This window comes from Pseudoalteromonas sp. 4NS20-0020, from assembly GCF_057554385.1.
This window is the reverse complement of record NZ_BAAJMI010000009.1, coordinates 20,140-44,514: the sequence shown is the minus strand read 5'-3', so window position 1 is coordinate 44,514 and position 24,375 is coordinate 20,140. Positions and strand designations below refer to the sequence as shown.

Genomic DNA, 24,375 nt, shown 5'->3' with positions numbered 1-24,375 from the left:
ATTCACTTTTGTATGAAAAGTAACAAGTAGCATAGCGTTTCACACACACAGGAAAAAACTATGAATCATAATTTATCAAAAATCACACTGGCGGTTATCTCTGCAACGGCAATGAATATGTCTTTATCTGTTCATGCGCAGGAAGAGACAAAAAATGTTAAGGATGACCTAGAGGTAATTGAAGTTTCTGGTATACGTCAATCTTTAACTAATGCGCTTGCTGAAAAACGTTCAGCAGACAGCCTTGTAGAAATTATTCAGTCAGAGGATATTGGTAAGTTACCTGATCAAAATTTAGCTGAAGTACTTGAGAACGTAACGGGTATTCAGATCACGCGTCAGGCTGGTGTAGGTACGGGTGTTCAAATTCGTGGTACCGATGCAAACCGTACTGAAATAAATGGCGTTTCAACTGTGGGTTCAGGCTCTGGACGCAGCGGCATTAGCTTTGAAGATGTGTCGGCTTCTATTATCTCTAGTTTAGAAGTTATAAAATCGCCTGAAGCCAAAACAATTGAAGGCTCCGTAGGCGGAACAATAAACCTTAAAACAATACGTCCACTCCAACTAGGTGAACAATTAGCCACAATTAGAGTACAGGGCGAAAATAGTAGTTTAAGCACTGATAGTGGCTTACAACCTCGTTTTTCTGGTACTTTTGCAGATAACTGGGAAGGCGACTTTGGTGAGTTTGGTATTTTAGTAAGCGGCAGTTATGCCGAGCAAGATGTGACTGCATTTCGCCCTCGTGCGGATAGAGATAACATAATTACCGCTGATAGCGGGGTCGCGAGTGCACAGTCTTTCGACTTTTTGCCTATCCAGTTCTTTGTGCAAGATTACGATAACTACGAATACGAAACAAAGAACTTTGTAGGTACGCTTGAGTGGGCACCAAATGACAATACTAAGTTTTATTTTGATGCTGTTGTAAACGATCAGGAACGTCGTCAAGAGAGCTCTCGTGTTCAAGCGTCGGGTGTCAGTGCATTGAATGACATTTCGGTTCCTGATGAATTTGAAACAATTAATCTAGGTTCTTTAGGTGGAACTAATTTAGGTTCAATTCAAGCGGCTTTACGCGGTGTAATCCCAGTTAATTTAGCAAATGATGATGACGATCCAAATTTACGTTTTTCGAGTGATACAAATTCTCGTGTTACCGACAGTAATATTTTTAGGCTAGGTGGTGAATGGCAAGGTGATAAATGGTTTGTAAGCGCTGAGGTTGCTTCGTCATCTTCTGATACAACAACACCAAGCTTTAATACTACACTTAACTTCATTAACCCTAATGCACCTTTAGATGCTGGTGGCGGTAATGATAACAGTGTGCCTTTTGAATACGACCTGTCAGGTGGAGCACTTACTTTTGGTATTGCACAAGGTGCTGAATATGCACCTTCGGTTGAGCAATTACTTGACCCTGCAAATGTAGTACTACGCGACGTAAACATTGGTCAAGATACCGTTGAGAACTCTGAAGATGCGTTCCGTATAGATTCAACATATTACACAGACTCAATAGTTACCTCTGTTGATTTTGGTTACCGTTACAGCAAATCGGCGAGTAAGCAAAACGAAATCACATCAAGTGTTGGTCTGCGCTCTATGGCAGATAGCCCAAGAGGTGATTTATTCGCTGATCTTTTAGTTGCGGGCCCTGATAACTTTAATGAGGCTGATGGTCGTTCGTTATACATAGGTGATTTTTTACTGATTGACCCAGAACTTGTGGCATCAGACCCAGATGCAGTTCTTGCAACACTTCAGCAAGCATTACAAACTCATGGCTCTAGCCGTACGTTAAATGCACCAACTTCAAGTTCTTCAGGCTTTTTTGATATTGAAGAAATTACTCACGCTTTTTATGCGCAAGCTAACTTTGAATACGACATGTTCCGCGGTAACTTTGGTTTACGTTATATTCAAACTGATGTTGAATCGACAGGTAACTCTGTAACGCAAGACGGCAGTGGCAATGAGCTAGTAACGCGTATTACGAATGAGTCAGACTACAACTTTATCCTACCGCGTTTAAACTTAGTTGCCGATGTGTCAGAAGATGTAGTGGTTCGCTTTGGTGCAGGTAAAGACATTCGTCGTCCAGATTATAACGACTTATCTACTTCTATTACTTATAGCACGAGCCCAAATGATGAAGTTGAATTTGGTAACCCAGCACTAAAACCAGAAGAAGTATTATCTTATGATTTATCAGCAGATTGGTACTTTACTGAAGCGAGCGTATTTAGTGTAGGTATTTTCCACAAAACGCGTAAAGAGCTTCATGTTAATCAGTTAACATCGCCGGTAGAAGACCCAGTAACAGGCTATCGTGACTTAACAGACCCATGTGAAGGGGGGGGCATATTTAACCCAATTGCAGACATTAACGTGTTTGGTCCTGAAAATGGTCGTGGTGTATGTGTAGGTACTGAGACAAAAGTAAACGACACTGGCGAAACAACCCAAAAAGGGATTGAGTTTGCGTTCCAGTATGACCTATCTAGCTTTGAAAAAGATTTAGGATGGGCGTCGGGTTTTGGTGTTTTAGCTAATTACACAATTCAAGAGTTCTCGGGCGGGGAAACAGTCAATAAGGCTACTTCAAGAGCGAGTAACGTATTTGCTGCAAGCACTGGTACACCGGGTATTGAAGTAAGCGAAATACAAGGTTTGCTTAACTTATCAGAAAATGCGTATAACTTTACTCTATACTACGAAAAGTTCGGTTTATCGGCACGTATGCGTTACACATGGCGTGAAGGTTACCGCTCAAACGATTTTGGTAGCACGTCAAGCTTCCCATGGGGGTTCCCTGTAGTGCAAGAGGACCGTGGCCAGCTTAATGCAAGTATTAGCTACGATGTAAATGAGCAGCTTAATATTGGCTTAGAAGCCGTAAATATTACTGAGTCTGAAATTAGCCAGTCTTGTGTTAACGAAGGGTCGTTATTGTGTTTCCAAGGCCTTACAGACCGTCGTATTACGTTTGGTGCTAGTTACCGTTTTTAAAATTTATGTTGAAAGTGTGTAGCCTTTGAACGGGCACAAAAAGCAAGCCACTATGGCTTGCTTTTTTATTTTTAAGGTTTAAATAATGAGCAGTTTTTAAATTAAATTAGGTACTAATTGGTTTCATTTTCTCTATTTGTTTACTACCTTTTTGGTATTAATATTTTTTTAAATGAGATCATTCATGAATGGTATCAGTGATTTAAATTTTAAAAACTTACTTGAGTATGCACAAGTAGGTGTGATTATTCATAACTGGGATACATCAATTGTTTACATAAACCCAATCGGTTTGCAGTTACTAAATTTAGATTACGAGCAAGCAATAGGGCGAGACATTTATGACCCTAATTGGACACTCATTGACGAGCAAAGCAATCTAATGTCTGTTGATGATTATCCAGTTAATATTGTTAAAGCTACAAAAAATAAAGTAGTTAATAAAATTATAGGTGTTGTTGGCGGGGCAAAAAAAGACATAAGCTGGTTTATGGCTAACGCTTACTTTGAAGGACATGACGATGATAAAAACTTTATTGTTGTAACCATCACTGATATTTCTGACGCTAAGCAGCAAATTTCGTTTCAAGATGTGGTCGAAAATACGCAAGACATGGTTGTTATTACCGATGCAAAAAATATCAAACACCCTGAAGGGCCTAAAATAATTTACGTAAATAAGGCTTTTGAAGTACTCACTGGCTATACCTCAGCAGAAGTTATTGGTGAAACGCCTCGAATTTTACAAGGTGATTTGACCGATTCTAAAGGCAAACAAAGAATATACGCTGCGCTAGAACGTAACGAAGAAGTAACTGAAACACTGTTAAATTATGATGTTAGAGGAAGGCCTTACTGGGTTGAAATGAATATTATTCCATTAAAGAATAAATTTGACGAAGTAACTCATTTTGCAGCAATTCAACGGGATGTTTCAAAAAGTAAATTTCAAACAGAACAGTTAGAAAAACGAAATAAAGATTTAAAAGAGTTAAAAGTTAACCTAGAAAATTTAGTACAAGAAAGAACATTTGAATTACAACAAGCTAAGTCTCAACTTGAAAAAATAGCGTTTTTTGACCCATTAACTGGAATTCCTAATCGTCGCTTTTTTTCAGATCAAGTTAATAAATTAGTCAAAGGAAGTGTCAGGCGTGGGGGTATAATTGCGTTTGGATTATTTGATGTTGATAACTTTAAAGCTGTTAACGATACCTATGGTCATGATGTGGGTGATCGCGTACTTGTTGAATTAGCAAACATATTAACGCACATATTGAGAATTGATGATGTATTTTGCCGCTTTGGTGGTGAAGAGTTTGCTTTTGCTGTTATTTTAAAAGAAGTAGACGATGCTGAACCCGTTGCCGAAAAACTTATAAATGCAATTAGAGATCTTAAAGTGCCTGTTGAAGGTGAAAACACAATAAATGTAACCGTAAGTATGGGGTTAAACGTGGTATCACCAAACAATAGTACTGACATAGATGATGAAATAAAAAAATCAGATGCGGCAATGTACCAAATTAAAAAGTCTGGCAAAGATCGTTATAAAATTATTCATGAACCATAAAATAAGTTGGGTTATGCAATGTTACTAAGCTAATAAGTATAACTTTTCGCAAGTTAGGTACTCACTCTTTTACATGTATAAGCCGTTAAAATATCGCCTTTATTGTGCTAATTTTGTTGGCTCCATTGCTTGGGCGATAAGCCGTACATTCTTTTAAATTCTCTGCTGAACTGAGAACTGCTTACATAACCCATTTCCATGGCCGCAACGTTGACATTGGTACCTTGTGTTATTTTCATGGCAGCATGATTAAGCCTCATTGATTTAACAAATTGAATAGGGGACATGTTAGTTGCTTGTTTAAATTTACGATGGAATACAGCGCGGCTCATACCTATTTGGCTAGCCATGTCTTCAATAGTTATGTTTTCATGCAAATGAGAGGATAAAAATGCAATTGAACGTGCAATCTCGTTACCCACACCAAATGCTCGTTTAAATGCATAGCCTGCTTGACCTTTTAACAGCGCGTAATATAGCTCACGCAAGCGTGCTTTTTTCAATATGGCTAAATCAACAGCATCATCGTCGAGCAACAACATTTTATATAACGCATCGGTAAAGTTAGGGTCCCAATCGGCAGTTAAAATACTTTGTGAAGGATAACTCACGTTAGGTATTTGTTGGGTGCTAGTTGCGCTTTGAATCTCGAGTGCTAACTCGGTCATAATTCCTGTATCTATCGAAATGTATACACCTATTAATGGGTTATCTGTCGAGGCTTTTGGAGTACCGGCTTCAATAGGCATAGGCATTGTGCAACATATGTATTGTGTGTTGTCATAAAGGTGTTTGTTGCCATCTAAAATAGCTTCTTTTGTGCCTAAAACAATAGCCGTGACAGAAGGTTCATAGACCGCTGGTGAACATTCAATAGGGTCTGTGATTTTAAATAATTGAATGCCTTCAATACCTGTTTGTACCATGCCGCTTTCATTCATTTTTCTATTAATTAGTTGTAGTATTTTGGCTTTACTCATAGTCAATAATCACTCATTAAACAGGTGGTAAAATTAGCATTAGAGTTTGTGTAACTCAACAAAGTGATACAAATAGGCATGTTTTAAGGATTATTACGCCTTTTAGCATGTGTGGCTGAGATTATAATGTCTGCATATTAAAATTAACATTATTCATCTTGGACAACATTATGACGCAAAAAAATCAATTTGGGCCTAACGGCTGGACACCTGAAAACTTAAGCGCTTTGCATGGTAAAACTTATCTAATTACGGGAGCAAATACAGGCGCGGGCTTTCAAGCAACTCGCATATTACTCTCTAAGGGAGCCAATGTTGTTATGCTAAATCGTAATCGAAATAAATCTGTGCTGGCAATTACAAAGCTCAAGGATGAATTTGGCAGTGGCGCAAACGTCAGCTTTATAACATTGGATTTAGCCGATTTGACATCAGTACGCACTGCTTGCACAGAAATTTTGATAAAAGTACCTCAAATTAACGCACTAATTTGTAATGGTGCAATAGCGCAAGTTGAGCAGCAACAATTTACAGCAGATGGTTTTGAAAGCCAGTTAGGGGTTAACCATTATGGCCACTTTTTATTATGTGGTTTGTTGTTTGAGCGAATTAACACATCGAAGGGACGTATTGTTGTGGTGTCGAGTGAAGGGCACAAAATGGGGCTCAAAACAATTCAGTTTGAAGACATGAACTGGGATAAAAATTACAACGCGAATAAAGTGTATAGCCAAAGTAAATTGGCGCAAATGATGTTTGCTTACGAGCTACAAAATAAAGTTAAAGCGGCCGATAAAAATGTGGAAGTATATGTTTGTCATCCTGGGGCATCAAACACATCATTAATTAGGGAAACAGCAAGTTTTGCTACTAGGTTATCGTGGTCATTTATGGTCAAACTGGGTGTTGCTCAATCAGCTGAAAAAGGCGCTTATCCAGAAGTAATGTGCGCAGCTCAAAGTAACCTAAAACAGCATGCCTACTACGGACCAACCGGATTTTTAAACTTTGGCGGCCCTGTAGGCGAATGTAAGCTCGAATCATTTGTGTTAGATAAAAAGGTTTTAACAAAATTATGGACGCTTTCCGAACAACAAACAGCATTTAAATGGCAACTGTAGAAAGCAATATTTACTTGACGGGCACCTCACCTATGAAACATTTCATTTATATATTGGGAGTATTTATGTCGGCCTCAACAACGTTAGCGAATGAACTTATTAGCGAACAAAACACTTCACAACCATCAATAAATAGCGCGTTGGTTCAGGATCATGAAGGTAATATTTATCGAACAGTTACGATTGGTAAACAAATATGGTTAGCTGAAAACCTTCGTGTGACTAAGTTTCAAGATGGCTCAAAGGTTAATACTGGCTTTATACCTAATGATGATAAAAGTAATTTAGCTATTTATGGTAGGCTTTACGATTGGTATGACGTAACAGATACGCGAAACCTTTGCCCAGAAGGATGGCGAGTCGCCTCTGATGAAGACTACAAAGCTTTAGAGATAGCTATAGGAATAGATAAAACAGACGTGGATAAACTTGGGTGGCGTGGACAAGACGACGTGGCAATTACGTTAAAAGTAAAGCAACCCGACACTATTTTTAAGCGTTTTAATCAATTGCAAGTAAATAAATACGGCTTTTCTGCTATGCCTGCGGGGGTTAAATTAGGAAATTGGTATATCACTCAGGGTATGTATACCGAGTTTTGGACAAGCACCAATGCAACTAATTCTGAGGCTTATGCAAGAACACTTGCTTATTCGTGGTGGAACTCTCACAAGGGCGAAATTCGCCGTGCGAAGCTTAATAAAGAGTATATGTTTTCAGTTCGATGCGTAAAAATTTAGGTGGTTAGATAATGCTATTAAAAATTACATTTGTGTTGTTTATTACACTTTTTACAGCAACAGGTTGCGTAAATACGAACCAAGCTTCGTCGGGCGATGATATTGATAAAGAGCTTATTGTGCTGGCACATGGATTAGGAAGAAGCGATTGGGCCATGTGGAAATTAGCTCAAAGGCTAGAGCAAGCAGGGTATAAAGTATGCAGTTTAGATTACGCAACAATTGGCGAAAGTGTTGAGGCAGTATTGAAAGACACAACAAAACAAATTGATGCCTGTATTATCAATGCCTCAAAAGTGCACTTTGTAGGGCATTCTTTAGGTGGGTTAGTAATTAGAGCATATTTACAAAACGCTAATCACACACTAAAAAATGTGGCTATAGGAAATAGCGTTTTAATAGGCACGCCAAATAAAGGGAGTGAACTGGCTGATCATTTTAAAAACTCTTGGTTAATTACTTTAGGAGGCGGCATCAGCAAATCATTAGTTACAGGTGTGAATAGCCTTGGTAATAATTTGGGAGAGTTAACTGTAAAGTTTGGCGTAATAGCAGGTACAAAGTCGTTTAGCTTAACTAACGATAAATTTAATGGTGTTAATGATGGGCTTGTATCGGTTGAATCCACTAAATTAGCGAACATGCATGATTTTATTACAATTAACGTAAGCCACTCTGAAATGCGCTACAACGAAAATGTTGCTTATCAAACTGTACATTTTTTACAAAAAGGTTATTTTAAACACTAATTTTATGTATATTTAGCTAGCTACTATCAAAAAATACTTCAGTTTATTTAACCTTATCAAAGAGGTTAAAAGCCACCGTTTAAATATTAAACCCACTTAATTAAGACTCTTCAGCAATATTTACCATCGACTAAAAATAGAGAGTTAACAACGCGTTTAACGCTTGAATTGAAAAATTTTATTTGAACTTGTGATTTTTTCGCAGTTGCTGCGAATAACTAGGTAATAAATTAAGCAGGTATTACTTTAGGGTCGGTGTTTGCATTTAAATAGTATTTAAAACACATCAAAAAACAAAGCTATAAAAAGGGCTAGAGTGTTTTATGCTATCAAATAAACAAACTTTAAAGTCTTAATATTATGAAATTAAGAAAAAGTGATGGATTAACCAGTAAATGACCACAATTAAAAAAACACAATTTGCTCAAGCAATGGAGCAACATAAAGGCATTATTTATAAAATTGTGAATTCATACTGTCAAAACAAAGATGACCGACAAGACTTAGCCCAAGAAATATTAACAACGATGTGGCTAGCTTATGATAATTACAACAATACTTATAAGTTTTCAACGTGGATGTACCGAATTTCGCTGAATGTAGCTATATCTTATTACCGAAAAGACAGTCGGCGAGAAGATAAAGCAAATGAAGAGTGCATAGTGAAGATTGCTGACTTATCGCAAGAAGATGAGAGCAACGAGGTGGTAAAGCAGTTATATGAGTTTATTGGTCAACTCGATAAATTAAATAAGGCGATTATGCTCCTTTATTTAGAGAGTGAATCTTATGAAAGCATAGCGAATAGCTTAGGGATCAGTAAAACCAATGTTGCTACGCGAATTAGTCGAATTAAACACACATTAAAACTTCAATTTGAAACACGGGATTCTTAACATGAATTTAGATAACTTTAAAAGCGCATGGGAACAACAAAGCACGGGTACACATGGCACTATTGAAATTAATCAAGCAAAGCTTGCTGAAATAAAAATAAATAAACAAATAAAAGCACTTAATAAAATGAAATGGGCACGAATAATTGAAAGCGTTGTCTTTTTAATTATTATTGTACTGTTGTGGAAGTATATTGCTGCAGGCTTTACTTTTTCAGCGCCAATAATTTCAGGCTTTGTCCTCAACCTGTTTGCCATCATTGGGCTTGCAGGAAATATTGGCCAAATTGTTTTAATTTCAAACATTGACTATTCAAAACCAGTTAACCAACTACAAAAAGATTTTTACCGAGTTTGTTCTCATAAATTAGAATTGACCAAGTTGCTACTTATGTCAGTTCCCTTTTATCTTGCTTATGTTTTTATTGGGTTTGACCTACTTTTTGGAATTGATTTATATCAGTATTTAGAGCTGCACATGATTTGGTTTTACTCTTTGTCGTCAGTACTGTTTTTTATAGCTACAGCATGGGTATTTGCTAAATTAAATTATAAGAACATTTCTGAGAAATGGGTTAATGCGAGTGTTCAATTTATTGTTGGTAAACGTTTGGTCACTATGGCTGAGTTTTTAAATAGCTCTGAGTTAATAGAAAGTTAGTTATCAAATGCTGTGTTTGTGTAGAAAATAGTTAATGATTTTTTTGCATAAACTCTTTAGATAATTGATTTTTATGAAATTAAGCTGCCAAATTTTTACATAGCTTCTATACTATGTAAAACGCGTAGTTAATGAGTTAGAAGTAGTGCCTGCCAGTAAAAATAATCTAGAGCAAGAAAACACAAAACTAAAGCGAGCGATTGCTGAGCTTACTTATGAACGAGATAAGTACAAAAAAACCTTTGACGCTTCGGCCGACGCGTATTCAGTTATCGATTTAAGCTCAGGTAAGTTTATAGAATGCAACCAAGCAGCTATTGATATGCACGGTGTTAATAGCATGGGCAACTTTTTAAACCTTAGTCCTGCTGACTTGTCACCCGAGTTACAACCCTGTGGTAATCGTTCAGATGTTTTAGCTAAAGCGCATATAAATTGCGCCATAGAACAGGGCTTTCATAGTTTTAAATGGATACATTCGCGTTTAGATGGCACAACGTTTAACTGTTTAGTTAGCTTGACTGGATTATTCATAGAGGGCAGTTAATTAATATTGGCGGTTGGTCGAGACATATCCGATATAGAAATAGCCCAAAAACAAATCAGTACCGAAGCTTCAGAAAAGCAGCGATTTAAACAAGCGTTTTTGGGAGAAAAAGAAAAGTTTGAAAAGTTTGTTGATTTGGCACCCGTTGGTATTGCAATTAATTCAATATCTGACGGCAGCTTTGAGTTTGTGAATGAGGAGTTTGGCAGAATCACAGGCTATAGTGTTGATGAGTTAAATCAAATGGACTATTGGCAGCTCACCCCTGAAAAGTATGAGAAGCGAGAACATGAACAGCTAGAATTACTTGCTAAATATGGCCAGTATGGGCCGTATCAAAAAGAATACATACATAAAAATGGGCATGTATATCCCGTATTATTATCGGGTATAAAAATTACAGATAGCAAAGGTGAAACATTTATTTGGTCTGTCGTTCAAGATATAACTCATCAAAAACAGAGTGAGCAACAAATTAAAACGGCGAAAGAAAAGGTGGATTCTTTTGCTTTGCGTATGCAATTAGCCAATGACTCTGCGGGTATTGGAGTATGGGAGTTAGATTTAAAAACAGAAAAACTAGTATGGGATTCTTGGATGTACAAATTATACGGCATCTCAGAGTTAGAGTTTTCCTGCACATACCAAGCATGGCTTGATAGAGTTCATGTTGATGACGTTGAACATAATGAACGTATGTTGGATGAAGCAATCAACGGGGTAGGCATTTACGACCCAGAGTTTCGCGTTGTACACACTGATGGAAATATCCGGACAATTAAAGCAAGTGCAGAGATATTGAGAGATTCGCATGGTGCAGCCATAAAAGTAGTTGGTGTAAATTACGATGTAACCGAAAAAGTAGATGCAATACGAAAATTGTTCGATGCAAAGTTAGCTGCTGAAAATGCTGCACAATCAAAAAGTGACTTTTTGGCTAATATGAGTCATGAAATTCGCACTCCTATGAATGCAATTCTAGGTGGTTTGCAACTGCTAGAAAATACTAGTTTACCTGATGAGTTAAGGGCAGTTCTTAAAAATGCCTCTTATTCGGGACAGAGCCTTTTAACTATTATTAACGATATTTTAGATTACTCTAAGATAGAGTCCAACCAACTACAGTTAGAAAAAGCATCATTCTCATTAACTGAGGTATTAAATTCTATAACCTATGACTTAGACTCCTTAGTTAGTGAAAAACGTATCGGCTTTACCGTAAATAAAGATGAAAGTTATTACGAATATTGGGTAGGTGATTTAGTTAGAGTTAAGTAAATAATATTAAATTTAAGCTCTAATGCGGTTAAATTTACAGATAAGGGAAGTGTTAAAATAAACGCGAGCAGTAAAGTTTTTGAAGGTAAAGAGGCTATATACCTAGAGGTTGTAGACTCAGGAATAGGGATGAGCAAGGAAGTTACTGAGCACATTTTTGAGCGGTTTACTCAAGCAGACTCCTCTACAACCAGGAAATATGGTGGAACAGGACTTGGCATGTCTATCACTATTAGTTTAGTTAAAATGATGGGCGGCGAAATCGATATCCAAAGTAAGCAAGGGCTTGGCACAACTGTCACGATTAAATTACCATTACCTAAAGCAAATAACATAGCAGATAAAGCCCCTAAAAAATCGTTTAAAGCGCCTAATTTACAGGGGAAAAAAATTCTTGTTGCCGAAGATAACAGTATTAATCAAGTGTTGATTAAAGCCATGATGGCTAAAACAAATGCCAATATTACAATTGTAGAAAATGGTCAATTAGCATTTGAAGCTGTTGGTTCCGAACGTTTTGACTTAGTACTTATGGATATTCACATGCCAATTATGGATGGGATTGAGGCTAATCAACAGATAAAAACAATACTGCCAAATTTGCCTATTATTGCGTTAACAGCCAATGTAATGGATAAAGACGTAAAACATTACTACCAGCAAGGTTTCATCTTTCATGTACCTAAACCAATCGATATCAACGAGTTATATGGCACACTCAGGCGTTGTTTGTATTTAATCGGTTAATTAATGTTGGCTATATAAAATAAGGCCTGTCCAATAGAAAAGTATTTGGTTTTGAAAATAACATCAGCAGGGTTTAAAAACTGCTGACAAATTTCTCGTAGAATATTGTATGTAATACTAATCCGCAATAATACTTAATCATTTTTCGAGGCTAAACATGTCGCTACCTGCGTTACAAAATGTTCATTTAGAGCAACTAAATAGTGATATTTTTGCCTAGCTATCAACACGTTTTTCCAGCCTCAAAATAGCTCACTTAATTAAGTGAATGGGTAAAATACTGGTTATTTTTCTATTTTACCTTTTAGAACATAAATTTCACCATCAAAGCTACCTTGAATAGTTAACCCTTGACCGGCAAGCTCTTTTAAGTATTCGATATGTTCTTCAGTGATGTGTTGCCCTGGAACTAATAACGGTATGCCTGGAGGATAGGGGGTAACTAAACCAGCACAAATACGATTATTGCTTTTAGCAATAGGCACCGACTCGCGTTCGCCATAAAAAGCATCGCCTGGAATACACGCTAAATCGATGGCTGGTAAGCTTTCTGGCAAGCGAGAGCGCCTTGTTGATTTGGCTAGTTTTACTCTCCCACTATCAAGTTTTTTTAATGCATTGTATAAACGAATAATCTTCGAACGAGTACCACCAAGCGTTAATAATACCAAAATTGTACTGTGAGTGTATTTTTCTATTTCTAGGCCAATTTCATCTAATAAAAACTTATGAATGTCTTTTAATGAGTAGGGTAATTCACTAATATCGATAAGGATTTTTAGTGGATCGTGACCCATATTATCTTCACTAAAGTGTGGAAATATTTCCATAAAATCGTCTTTACCCAGCACTTTAATATATTTCAACGATGCCATTTGTTGTTTAAATTCGTCGACATGGTTTAACAAGGCATTAAGTAATTTATAGCCTTCCATTTCCAATTGTTTTTGGCATACGTCAAGCGAGGCAATAAGCTGATACTTGGGCGATGTACTGGCGTAAATACTGTAAATTTCTCTAAAAAAATCTGCATCGAAGTCTGGATCATTCACATGAATATAAGACGCCTGTGAAAACGCCGATACCACTTTATGTGCTGAATGAGTGACATAATCGGCTCCAGCATGAATGGCTGAGTAGTAACGCAGGCTCGGGTGAAACAAAGAGTAAGCAAACCAGGCTTCGTCAATGAATACTTTAATGCCGTGTTGATGGGCAAAATCCACAACTTGTTTTAAATCGCTTAATAAACCATCGTAAGTACAACCGGTAAGCACCAGTAGTTTTGCATCGGTATTTTGCTCTATTGTTTGTTTTATATCGGCTAACGAAGGTGGCGCAAAAATACCATATTTAGGGTTTAATATACTCGATAAATAAATGGGTAAACTGGCTGATTGCAAAATGCCATAATGAACAGATTTATGACAATTACGGTCAATAATGACCTTATCCCCCTTACGTAACAGGGTTTGTAAAATAATTTTATTTGAAGTAGAAGACCCATTAGTAACAAAGTAGGTATGCTTTACCTCAAACGTTGCAGCTGCAGATTCTTGAGCACGCCCAATGGTATTGGTGCTATCAGATAAAGAGCCTAACGAATCGACAGATACCGACAGATCGCCAACAAATACATTGCGGCCATAAAACTGATAGAAGTCTTTAATATAAGGCGAGTTTCTAAAGCTAGAGCCACCACTATGGCCCGGTGTGTGCCATGAATCGTTCGACTCGCCAACATAACGGCGATACGCAGTCCAAAACGGGGTTTCTGAACGGTCGTCAAAGTCGTTGATCATATAGCCTAAAATAGCTTCGGGGTCAGAAATAACCTCGTCTTTAAAGAAAAACGATTCAATTTCTTCTGACTCGTTGACTATTTCCAGTCCTTTAGTATCATCGCCAATTACATAAACTGGAAGCTCTAATCGAATGGCTTTTAACTGCTCAATAAAGCGGCTATACGTTCTCTCGCCAACCTTGTTTTGTAAATCCCAACTAAGTACAACAGCCTGAATATCACCATCTTCTTCAACACTTGTTATCGCATCTTTAAGCGTAAAACGCTCAAGAATATCGATATGGATATCGTCTCGCTCAAAATTTGGTATCGCTTTAGAGAGATTTGTAGACAACTCTTTTAAAGTGGCTTGGTCTTGCTCAATTAATAATATACGCAGTAAAGGCAACATAGGGGTTTTCGTAATAAAATATTATAATACTCAGTAGCATAACCAATGCATTGGCACTTGTGAAATTAATACTTTGTAAATGTGCATTAATTATATTTTATGCACGTCCATGTTTAATGTTTCATTCTCAATAAAAGTTCACGCAAGCGAATGTCCTACAACTGTTTTAAAGTAAAAAGTTGATCACTATGCGTAAACTTATCTTTTACTCTGTTTTATCTTTAAACTCACACAAGTCTTCAATAATACAGCTGCCACACTCAGGGTTACGGGCGGTACGCACATAACGACCATGTAGAATCAACCAATGGTGCACATCAGCATTAGCCTAAACTTTAAATCCGCAAATGGTATCAGTTTTAACACTTGGCTAATCAACGCGCGTCTTAACCAGAGTTTGGAATTATTAGAATCAACAAATTTGGCTGTCACTGAGGTATCTGAAAAAGCAGGCTTTAGTTCGGAGCAAATTTATCGTAAACACTTTGTACAAAAGTATGGGATCGCCCCGAAAGCGTGGAAAAAAATGTTTAAGAGCAAAAGTACTAGATAAATGCCATGGGATATTGATGCAAATAAGCCGTTTAATTATCTTTAATTATTCGGTTTTGTCTTTAAACTCACACAAGTCTTCAATAATACAACTACCACACTTAGGCTTACGGGCTGTGCACACGTAGCGGCCATGCAGAATTAACCAATGGTGGACATCAACTTTGAACTCTTTTGGTACCACTTTTTCGAGTTTTTTCTCAACCTCAACCACATTTTTGCCCATAGCAAACTTAGTGCGGTTTGATACACGATCGATGTGAGTGTCGACTGCTATTGTCGGCCAGACAATGTATAATTAAACTAGATTGTGATACAGTCCTTTCATAATAGATAACTAACGATTTGAAAAGCCCTATGTCAGAAAAACCTTTGTTGTTCAGCTATGTGAGATTTTCTACTCAAGAGCAAGCCAAGGGACATTCCCTTAAAAGGCAATTAGATTATGCAAATAAAGTAGCTAAGGAAAGAGGATTATTATTGGATGAGTCTCTTACAATGAGAGATCTAGGCCTTAGTGCATATCATGGAAATAATATTAAAAAAGGTGCATTTGGAGTATTTTTAAAAGCGATAGAGGACGGTAATATCCCTTCAGGCTCAGTTTTGCTTATTGAAAGTCTAGATAGAATGTCAAGAAGGAAGGTCTCAGAATGCGCAAGTATTGTAACTCAGATAATCAATGCTGGTATTACAGTAATAACCGCAATAGACAACAAAGAATATAACAGCCAACTTATTGATGAAAACCCGTTTGAGTTACTTGCCATGTTGATGATCTTCATGCGAGCAAATGAAGAGAGTGAAACCAAATCTCAACGTGTACGAGATGTATTGAAACAGCAGTGTGATGATTGGAGTGCGGGCAAGCGTGGATTCAGAGTAAATTGTGGTAAGCCGCCTAGTTGGACTGTGTGGAATGATGATAAAAAAATATTTGAATTTGAGCCACATCATAAAAAAATTATGCTCCGCAAAATAGAGCTTTTTAAAAAAGGATATGGCGGCATAAAAATAGCAATGTTAATTAATAGTGAGTTTGGTGCAGGCACTATTCATCATACTGGTGCCAATGTATATAAAGAGGTTAAGCGTCGTTCACTTATTGGTGAGCTCAATGTAAAAGTAGGGAATGCAGAGTATGGCCTTAAAGGTTATTATCCTCCGCTGATGAGTGAATCTGAATTTAACTTTTTAGTCGCTGATTCATCTAAGCGTGGCGCTACTAAACAATCACAGAAGTTTGTTGGTATTTTATCTGGGGTAGGTGTATTTAAATGCGGCAATTGCGGAAAGTCTGTAGGTTCACATGTTGTTTATCGAAACAAATGTTTGAATGAAGTAAAAAGCAGCCATAAACGATATGGCTGTGTTGAAGCACGGCGAAAAAATAACTGTGAAATGAATTCAACCGTCCAAATTGATGTGATAGAAAAAGCAGTTGTCACTTTTTGCCAAGATAAGGTTAACCTACAGCGTATTTTGTTAAAAGGTGGAGATAGGGAGGCCATTAACAGCCAAGAGGCTAATCTTAGGGCGCGTTTAGTTAAAATTAATGGTGATATAGATTTATTTACTGAGGCTCTTCTGACTTTAAATGGAACTCCGCCACAGGCCATTGCTAACAAAATATCCAAACTTGAGTCTGAGGCACGTGATGTTGAGTCGCAGATTAGTATTAGTAAAAATAAGTTAGCTAGAATTGATAACTCATTTCGTGATGAAGTAACTGATCGGTGGTTATCAATTACTAAAAACCTTATAAAACTTTCCAACGACGAACGTCTAGCTATTCGTCAACTAGTTAAAGACACTTTTAAAAGCATCAGTTTACAATTAAATACATTTAGCGGCGATAAAGGTGGCCTCAATAATGTATTTGAGCGTCTGTTAGGTACCTCAAATGCTGATTACTTTGAGCTTTTACTTGAATTTCATAATGATAAGAGGCGTTTGTTACGTCTGCATAAACATACTGGTGAGCTAGTTAGTGGTTATGACTTTTGACGTAATTACGAAGAGGTCAGTTGCAAGTTTAACCTTGCAACAGGCCATACTTAATATTACTTAGCTAAAGGGCTTAGCTATTGAGGTTCTTTAAAATAATTAGGGTCAATACTTGTAAACTTAGAACAAAAGGTTTCAATAGTGTGGGCCAACATGGCTTCAAAGACCATTGACTCAACAACCATTCCTGACTGAATAATCTTACCTTGATTGGTAATTATCGCTAGCGCAAATCCTTTTTGCATTTGAAGTCCATCATTATTAGAAAAAATAATTTGCATAGAAACCTTTAATTTATTAAAAAAAGAATTGGTTAGCTTGAAGTTTTAATTAATCAAACTAATAGTACTATGATAACTAATTTCAATAAATTTCAAAAGTTTAGTGATTTTTTTGATGAACTTCTGAATACCTCCGCCAAATGGAGATTTACGTTTCATCTTGATTAAAATTCAGAAAAATATACAAAATTTTATTTAATTTTTTTTAGATAAATGGAGGATAAAGTAATTTTATTTGTGTTTTTTTTAAGCGATCGTTAGGGTTGGTTCATTAATTGTTCAATATTTTTATTATCAATAGGTAGGCTTAAGTTATTTTTCACACTGAATTATTTATGCACTTAAAGTGTAGGTTTACTTTCTGGACTTTTTAATAAGCTTGACTAAAACTATTGTTAGTATGGTCGCAGGTAATAGCCAAATATAATCAGTCATATTGTTCTACCTCAAAGTTAGGAACTTTTTTAACCTTAATGATTTTTATTCTTTTTGCAAATTTAGCCTACATAAACGTGATTTTCTATTTTTACCCATCGCATGGCCCTAGTTAATTTCAGGACAATTAACGAGGACAAATCATGAAAAATATTAAATCTCAATTTATTCGCCAATACGTTCGAGCCAGTAGATCTCCGTGGGATGACTGCTCTACAATTTTATTGTTAGCAGATGTAGTTAATGAACAAACATTAGAGTTAAATTTCAATAATTACATCTATTTACATAGAGATAGCGTTGGAAAAATACTTGGCATTAGTATTTCAAATAGTATGTTGGAAAAAAATCCAAGTTTTGAGAATAGGTATTTAGAAGGGCACGACATGACGCTTTTTTTACTTATCTACATAGAGCAAATAACACAGTTTTGTGAGCTGTTCTCTGAAGAGTTCCAGCAAATATTTATGCAAACGCCAACTGCATTTTTTGCAGCAACAGAAAGTGATTGGGTCGATATTATCGACAATGCATAACCCCCTAAGCGAACATTTGTTCGCTTTTTTAAAAATTTTTTTCGTAAACCGTTTTAAATACCCATGTCTGATTTTATTTACTAATACGTTATCGATTTTGATAACAAAACACACAAGGATAGTGAAAAAATGAAACATACATACGTATCAACATTGGATTTTTTAAATTTATTACACTCATTTAGCCGAGTAATCACCGCTAATGACCACCAGATAAACTTATTAGAATTACGCAGTGATAATGCGAATTTAGATGAGCTGTGGGAGGTTATTGGCCCTGAAATTACAGCAAATAGAGCGCTCAACCAGTATGCTATGCGAAAACTCACCTACGAGATTATGCATGCTCTAATTAGCGACCCAATAGAGCGTGTGGAGCTGCCGTGCGACTTTGAAGATGATGTTTTTGCTTAGTGTGAAATTGGAAATAATTAGCAGTTGAACTAGGTCATAATGGTTATTTTCAAATTAAAAAGTAACAGCCTGATCATGTCTCCCAAAATATGCCGTGAATCATTATTTGCTGATTCGTTGCCCTAACTGCAATAGCGTTTAATAGGGCATTTTACTCAGTTACTGAGTATCAAACCTGGGAGGAGGTCCTGCGCAAATACAGGATTTCGTTACGGTGGCTCAAAAGCGCAGTCATTGTAATCATGTTTGGCAGGGCGCATAGGTCAAATGCAAAAGGGAGGTAGATACGTCTACCTCCCTTTTGCGTATTTCAGTAAGGCAGTTAGTTCACTCAGTAGCCTCATTACAAATCATAGTGGCGTGGTAAAAAATTAAAAAAATAATTAATTTATATTTTAACCGCCAGAAATGAATTAATAAATCTATAAAAGTGCCAAATGAGTCTTTATTTTATCTTTTTCTATTTTAATACTTTTAGAGGGTCATAAGCTTGTGTAATGAAATGAAATATTTAAGTGTTTGGTGGGCAATTTATATGTTTATTGTGGCACTTTATACGAAATGAGTAGGCAATTTATACGGTTTAGGGGGACACCTTTACCGTGAATAAATAAAAATTTTATTTACCAAAAAACTTACCGAAATTTCTTTTATTGGTTGGGTCGCGGTTAGCATAACACCATCAATTAGAAATGAGGTAGAGAGATGAGCAGTAAAAATTCTCCAAAAATTGTTTTCGCTAATAAATTACTACATGCGGGTTATTCGCTCGATATTAATGAGCAGCGATTAATAAATCTAGCGCTGTCTAAAGTAAATTCAAAAAAGCCTAACCCAGGAAAAATTGTGATTTATCCAACGGAATATGCCAAGTGTTTCGGCCTCAATAAAAGCAGTGTCTATGAGCAGCTGAGCGCAGCTGCAGAGTCACTAAGAGATAAATCTGTCACTATTTTAGACGATAGTGGGACGTCGCTTTCAATCCCCTGGGTGAGCAATGCTAGATATGAAAAGGTGAAAAATCAGGGCTCGTTTATCACATTGGAGTTCTCAAAAGACATCGAGCCCTATATTTTTAATATTGAGGGTGATTTCACAGAGTTATTTTTTCATAACACAGTAAAATTAAACAGTCTGGCATCATTTCGATTATACGCACTCCTTAATCGGGTGCGAAATTACCACAATTACAAACGACGGGGCGCGGTAGTTGTGAATTTTCAATTACCAGAGATGAAACAAAAATTATTTTTATCCGAATCATATGGAGCATGGCGGGATTTTAAGGCTCGCGTACTCATACCCGCTATTGAAAAAATCAATGCTCATACAGATATATGCGTAACGTTTAGGCCAAAAAAAATGGGCAATTGTATTACTGCGATTGAGTTTGCGTACTTCACCCAATGCCCTAGTAAAAGTGAACATATAGCACGGCCGAATCTATTTCGCCGCCCTAAAGTCAAAAAAGGGTCAGCTAAAGAAGGTGTCTGGGCTCGTGAAAACCTCAAGCTATTAAGAACCTATGAGTTGTTAAAACAGAATCAAAACCCTGATTTTAGGTTGGCAAAAGTCGATATAAGGCGCTGTATAACGTATGCAAAAATCCTTGGTGACGATGAAACTAAGGTTTTTTACTCTAAACAATTGAGCAAAAAAACCATAACGCCTTAATGTTTATACTACTGCATTACGAGTAAAACATTTCATTAATTTCTTCACACAATTTAGTTCGGTATATTATTGAGGCACGCAGCAGCTCAGCATCACTTTCACTGAGAAGTGGTGCTCGTGTTTTTTTGTCGTAACGTTCAGGTAGCTCCGTAAGTAGCTGCTCATGTAATCGTTTTATATCATCAAAAATTTTGACCGACTGAGAGAATAAAAAAATCTTACTGTAATCCTTATTTTTTAACGAGGCCAAATATTTTAGTAAAATAGCCTGCCGTGCCGTTTTATTTTTAAATGAGTGCTCAATTTCAACTGCTGCAATAGAGCCATCTAAGAGTCGCACAGCACCATCCACGGTTCGTGTATCAGATAGGTTATTAATACGTTTAAATTCAGGCTCGGTAATAAACCCATTCCACATTGGTGCGTACGTTTCATCACTGTGGTAATTATGTATACCGCGCAGCATGACAAATGCGTTAATTAGATTATGCATTATATTATTTTGATTGAACTGCAAAGAAGGATTTTTGTTGCTCCTAAAATGCACGTCAATGCCCATTAACTCCTCGGCAAATTTGGCTGCAGTATAGGTAGGCACGTAGACACGACCATCTGGACTGCGGTGTGTTTTTACCACACGCAATAGCCCATCTTTTTCTTGCCGGTTTAAATGCTCTAATGCCAACCGATGATTGATGCCATATAACCAACGCACAATGCCTGGTGTAACAATAGAAAACCGAATTGCAATTAAAGCGGTCAACCTAGTTCGGTTAACCCCTTTTTGATGATTGTTTGCGCCTGGATAATACCGCATATCAATATCAAAATAGCGAGGGTAGTGAGTGAGAAGTAGGTTGTTCGTTTCTAAATCTTTTGATGGTTTCTGAGTCAATTCACAAAATCCTTTTAGTGAGTTAATTATTAAAATTAACTAGCACCGCAACACAAAAATTATCATCATTTTATAATTACATTGCCGTTTTTCATTCCGAGATGCTCTGACAGCATGCACGGAATCATTGTCGCGATAATTATCGCAACAAAAGCCGCTTTCAGCGGATGGTCTCTCAACTTCGTTGTTTAACCATAGGGACTAAAACGCCCGTCAGCTCTGGTGTTGCTCCGCAACGAGCTGACTCGACGCGCTATCGCACTAGCGTTGTAGACCCTGCGCGAATGCACCGAGCTACGCTCTGTACTAACCGCCATACTGCCGCTTCAGACAATGCGATGGGTGCCCCATTATCCGCATTTTTCTTCGCTTTTTATTTTCTACGAAAATAGATGGTTCGATATTAATTTGTGCCAAATTGATATCGAATTTCGCTGATGCGAAACACTATCGCGGTTAGTACAGACCAGCCTGTACATTCGCGCTGTCTCCATGTGTCTACGGCTTCGCCTACACCACATTACGCGCTTGTTGGCCTCATTCTGAGGCGCTATTTTTGCAGTTTTTCGTGCCGAAAAATGCGATCTTAAAACCTATCTTTCAGACAAAAACCGCCTTCAAATTAAACAATTAATAAAGTTTTTTAGAAAATAATAAGGGGTTTTTACTTAATAAAATTAGGTGAAGTAAGGGAAGGGCTAATTACTTAATCCAAACTGTTTGTTGCTGAACTGCGCAGTCAAACGAGTTTGTTTTTTATCACGAAATCATTAAATTGTGAAGTTGTAATTAATGATTAATAAGGTTTAAAAAATGAAAAACGACGCTATTGATATCGCAATTAACCCCTCAACAGGATTACCTATCACAAATGCCAGTACTAATATCGTAGATGTTGGTGGCAATGTGGTGGGCCAGCCAGACAGGGTAATGACTGTTTATGAGATTGAAGATTCGATAGCCGATTCAAACAATGATGACTGTTTTGATGCATTTGACTCGTTTGATGATGGTTTTTAATGCACAAAATATTGAAAACTATTAATCAATATCGAATAGAAGTCGTCTATTCGACTATTGCATTCATTGGCTCAGCTATACTATTTTTTCAATATCAATCAACTCAAAATTTTGCGTGGTTTATTTCGCTCACTTTATTCTGTAGCAAAATGGCTATTGGCATAATTAACTATGAGCAATATTGCCAAAGCAATAAGCGTAGTATGAAGATAGCGCTCAAATATTTGTTATTTAAATTTGTATAAAACCTGTTTATTTGTCCTAAACACAAAGCGCTCCGAGTTAATCAGGGCGCTTTTTTAGTTTTATAAGTATTTAAGTTTTTGACCAGTCTGCCTTTAAGCTAGTTAAAATATTTTGATTCGACAAACATCAACGTATAAATTATGAAATATTAGATATCAAGTGTGGGCTTGTGGGTACCATCATTTCAGATGATTTTGAGCCACAGCTTGAGAATAACTACAATTTGAAGTAAAACAGGGCACAAAAATTGATATTTTTGATTAGAGCTTCAATTTTAATTTAGAGTAAAAGTATTTTCAGTTAGTGCCAGAGTAGGTCGGATAAGCTAAGCGCCATCAGACACAGTAAAATACTTTACCAATTATTATGTTGTCGAGTGGCTGGAGAGTGCCAAAAGCGGACACTTCTAGTCAATGGTGAGCAACGAATTTATAGCTTGCACAAATATCAGATGTACCTAAAAGTATTTGTAAGTTTAATTAAAGCAATATAGCTGACGAATCCCCACGAATGGCGTAGATAAAACAAATAGTTAGAGGCGAAGGGAACATTCATGGCAGTTCCCGATCTGATCTTTCGCCAAAAACACCTAACCATGAATGCTGCCATGAATGTAAAAACAATGCTCGCCGATTTCCTCTCATTTGTCACCCCCAAATGTATGCACAAAGCCCGATTTTTAGCTGTGGGGGCGGCAGTACAAAGCTTGATGCAGAATGGCCAATGCACGGTAACGGCTATCGGCCGTAATTTTGACAGTGAAACGTCATAAAAACACGGCATCAAACGAGCTGACCGTTTGCTAAGAAATGAAGCGCTTCAAGCAGAGGCGCCGCTTATTTATGGCGAAATGACCCGCTTGCTACGTCAGGGCAAACAGCCGCTGATTTTAGTGGACTGGAGCAATGCCGACACCGAAAAGCGCCATTTTATCCTGCGTGCCAGCCTGGCGCTGGAAGGTCGCCCACTGACGTTACATCAAGTTGTTGTGCCGATGGACGAGTATACGTGCCCACACGTACACAGGGCGTTTTTATACCGGTTAAAGCAGGTACTGCCGGCAGACTTTAAGCCGGTGATTATTACCGATGCGGGTTTTAAAGTGCCGTGGTTTAAGCAAATACGTAAGCTCGGCTGGCATTACATTGCCAGAGTTCGTGGCAACCAGACACTGCAACTACCCGGCCAGGATGCCTATATCACGGTTGCCAAAGCCTACAAAAAAGCACGCCCTACGCCCCAAGTCTTGGGTGAGGTTAAGCTGACCAAAGCCCAGCAATATCGCACTCAAGCCGTGCTGGTGGGCACCGGTTGGAAGCTGCGAAAATCCGACAAACACAAGCAATATAAAGAGCCGTGGTTGTTGGTCTCATCCTTGCCCAATTGCTTCGATTACGCGACGAAGATTGCCAAATGCTACGGCAAACGCATGCAAATAGAAGAGAGCTTCCGCGACCAGAAAAGCCAGACCTATGGCTTAGGTAGCGAAGCCCACCGTACTTATAAACGCGAACGATTGGAAGTGCTGTTGCTATTGGCGGCACTGGCAAATTGGTTGCATTACATGATAGGGCTGGCGGCAGAGCTGGCCGGGAAGCACTTGCAGTTTCAGGCTAACAGCATCAAACATCGGCGAGTACTCTCATTTAACTACCTGGGAATGCGATTATCAAAGGCCGCCCAGCTGGGCTTAACTGAAGAAGAGATACAAGCGGCAAGACGGCAAGTCACGCTCTGGGCCGCAGAGTTTGACTGGGGTGTCATCAAACTGGAAAAGAGCTGATACTATGGTCAAATTCGAGGGGATCCC

The 24,375-nt window shown here is 37.6% G+C and carries 20 protein-coding genes and 3 pseudogenes; 17 read left to right on the top strand and 6 right to left on the bottom strand.

Annotated features, from left to right (window positions below; translation table 11 throughout):
* Positions 1-60: 60 nt before the first annotated feature.
* Both AC27JL_RS18230 and AC27JL_RS18225 read left to right on the top strand, forming a co-directional pair.
* Complete coding sequence (locus AC27JL_RS18230; protein ID WP_487196264.1) at positions 61-3,018, top strand: TonB-dependent receptor; 2,958 nt, start codon at positions 61-63, stop codon at positions 3,016-3,018.
* Between the two features lie 184 nt (positions 3,019-3,202).
* The gene (locus AC27JL_RS18225; protein ID WP_487196263.1) at positions 3,203-4,591 is read left to right on the top strand and encodes a sensor domain-containing diguanylate cyclase; all 1,389 of its coding nucleotides are present in this window, start codon (positions 3,203-3,205) and stop codon (positions 4,589-4,591) included.
* A 107-nt stretch (positions 4,592-4,698) separates the two neighbouring features.
* On the opposite strand, the gene AC27JL_RS18220 is transcribed toward AC27JL_RS18225, so the two are convergent.
* Positions 4,699-5,571 carry an AraC family transcriptional regulator gene (locus AC27JL_RS18220; protein ID WP_248519927.1) on the bottom strand — a complete coding sequence of 291 codons (873 nt, stop codon included), beginning with the start codon at positions 5,569-5,571 and terminating at the stop codon, positions 4,699-4,701.
* 170 nt (positions 5,572-5,741) lie between these two features.
* On the opposite strand from AC27JL_RS18220, the gene AC27JL_RS18215 reads away from it, so the two are divergent.
* The 8 genes from AC27JL_RS18215 (at position 5,742) to AC27JL_RS18180 (ending at position 12,310) form a co-directional block, all read left to right on the top strand.
* Positions 5,742-6,692, top strand: a complete 951-nt coding sequence (locus tag AC27JL_RS18215) for an SDR family oxidoreductase (RefSeq protein WP_487196262.1) — start codon at positions 5,742-5,744, stop codon at positions 6,690-6,692.
* 65 nt (positions 6,693-6,757) lie between these two features.
* Positions 6,758-7,432, top strand: coding sequence for a fibrobacter succinogenes major paralogous domain-containing protein (locus AC27JL_RS18210; RefSeq protein WP_010558047.1), 675 nt, complete (start codon positions 6,758-6,760; stop codon positions 7,430-7,432).
* Between the two features lie 11 nt (positions 7,433-7,443).
* Entirely contained in the window at positions 7,444-8,181 is a 738-nt protein-coding gene (locus tag AC27JL_RS18205; protein ID WP_487196261.1) for an alpha/beta fold hydrolase, read from the top strand.
* 395 nt (positions 8,182-8,576) lie between these two features.
* Entirely contained in the window at positions 8,577-9,077 is a 501-nt protein-coding gene (locus tag AC27JL_RS18200) for an RNA polymerase sigma factor (protein WP_286889642.1), read from the top strand.
* Between the two features lies 1 nt (position 9,078).
* On the top strand, positions 9,079-9,738 hold the full coding sequence (locus tag AC27JL_RS18195) for a hypothetical protein (protein WP_487196260.1): 660 nt from the start codon (positions 9,079-9,081) through the stop codon (positions 9,736-9,738).
* A gap of 145 nt (positions 9,739-9,883) precedes the next feature.
* Entirely contained in the window at positions 9,884-10,285 is a 402-nt protein-coding gene (locus AC27JL_RS18190) for a PAS domain-containing protein (protein WP_487196259.1), read from the top strand.
* A gap of 6 nt (positions 10,286-10,291) precedes the next feature.
* Positions 10,292-11,563, top strand: a complete 1,272-nt coding sequence (locus AC27JL_RS18185; RefSeq protein ID WP_487196258.1) for a PAS domain S-box protein — start codon at positions 10,292-10,294, stop codon at positions 11,561-11,563.
* The gene (locus AC27JL_RS18180) at positions 11,564-12,310 is read left to right on the top strand and encodes an ATP-binding response regulator (RefSeq protein WP_487196270.1); all 747 of its coding nucleotides are present in this window, start codon (positions 11,564-11,566) and stop codon (positions 12,308-12,310) included. It abuts the gene before it with no gap.
* A gap of 284 nt (positions 12,311-12,594) precedes the next feature.
* Here AC27JL_RS18180 and AC27JL_RS18175 read toward each other — a convergent pair whose 3' ends face one another.
* Positions 12,595-14,505 (bottom strand): aminotransferase class V-fold PLP-dependent enzyme, encoded by a 1,911-nt coding sequence (locus AC27JL_RS18175; RefSeq protein ID WP_008131420.1) that lies wholly within the window; start codon positions 14,503-14,505, stop codon positions 12,595-12,597.
* Between the two features lie 205 nt (positions 14,506-14,710).
* Positions 14,711-14,824, bottom strand: a pseudogene (locus tag AC27JL_RS18170) (endonuclease III); the annotation flags it as partial.
* Here AC27JL_RS18170 and AC27JL_RS18165 point away from each other — a divergent pair.
* Entirely contained in the window at positions 14,813-15,058 is a 246-nt protein-coding gene (locus AC27JL_RS18165) for a helix-turn-helix transcriptional regulator (RefSeq protein ID WP_487196257.1), read from the top strand. The pseudogene AC27JL_RS18170 and the gene AC27JL_RS18165 overlap by 12 nt on opposite strands.
* Before the next feature lie 45 nt (positions 15,059-15,103).
* Here the strand turns inward: AC27JL_RS18165 and AC27JL_RS18160 are convergent.
* Positions 15,104-15,343: pseudogene (locus AC27JL_RS18160) on the bottom strand (endonuclease III); the annotation flags it as partial.
* A gap of 71 nt (positions 15,344-15,414) precedes the next feature.
* Here AC27JL_RS18160 and AC27JL_RS18155 point away from each other — a divergent pair.
* Positions 15,415-17,064, top strand: a complete 1,650-nt coding sequence (locus tag AC27JL_RS18155; RefSeq protein ID WP_004589241.1) for a recombinase family protein — start codon at positions 15,415-15,417, stop codon at positions 17,062-17,064.
* A gap of 77 nt (positions 17,065-17,141) precedes the next feature.
* Here AC27JL_RS18155 and AC27JL_RS18150 read toward each other — a convergent pair whose 3' ends face one another.
* The gene (locus tag AC27JL_RS18150; RefSeq protein WP_004589242.1) at positions 17,142-17,345 is read right to left on the bottom strand and encodes a hypothetical protein; all 204 of its coding nucleotides are present in this window, start codon (positions 17,343-17,345) and stop codon (positions 17,142-17,144) included.
* A gap of 578 nt (positions 17,346-17,923) precedes the next feature.
* Here AC27JL_RS18150 and AC27JL_RS18145 point away from each other — a divergent pair.
* The 3 genes from AC27JL_RS18145 (at position 17,924) to AC27JL_RS18135 (ending at position 20,404) form a co-directional block, all read left to right on the top strand.
* Positions 17,924-18,316, top strand: coding sequence for a hypothetical protein (locus AC27JL_RS18145; RefSeq protein ID WP_004589243.1), 393 nt, complete (start codon positions 17,924-17,926; stop codon positions 18,314-18,316).
* 129 nt (positions 18,317-18,445) lie between these two features.
* A complete protein-coding gene (locus tag AC27JL_RS18140) occupies positions 18,446-18,730 on the top strand; it encodes a hypothetical protein (RefSeq protein WP_004589244.1) in 285 nt (94 codons plus the stop codon).
* Between the two features lie 705 nt (positions 18,731-19,435).
* Positions 19,436-20,404, top strand: a complete 969-nt coding sequence (locus AC27JL_RS18135; RefSeq protein ID WP_464707946.1) for a replication initiation protein — start codon at positions 19,436-19,438, stop codon at positions 20,402-20,404.
* A 16-nt stretch (positions 20,405-20,420) separates the two neighbouring features.
* On the opposite strand, the gene AC27JL_RS18130 is transcribed toward AC27JL_RS18135, so the two are convergent.
* Positions 20,421-21,299: a hypothetical protein gene (locus tag AC27JL_RS18130; protein ID WP_464707950.1), complete on the bottom strand. Its 879-nt coding sequence runs from the start codon at positions 21,297-21,299 to the stop codon at positions 20,421-20,423.
* Positions 21,300-22,112: 813 nt separating this feature from the next.
* On the opposite strand from AC27JL_RS18130, the gene AC27JL_RS18125 reads away from it, so the two are divergent.
* Both AC27JL_RS18125 and AC27JL_RS18120 read left to right on the top strand, forming a co-directional pair.
* Positions 22,113-22,319, top strand: coding sequence for a hypothetical protein (locus AC27JL_RS18125; protein ID WP_004589247.1), 207 nt, complete (start codon positions 22,113-22,115; stop codon positions 22,317-22,319).
* 853 nt (positions 22,320-23,172) lie between these two features.
* Positions 23,173-24,348, top strand: a pseudogene (locus AC27JL_RS18120) (IS4 family transposase).
* The last annotated feature ends 27 nt before the right edge of the window (positions 24,349-24,375 follow it).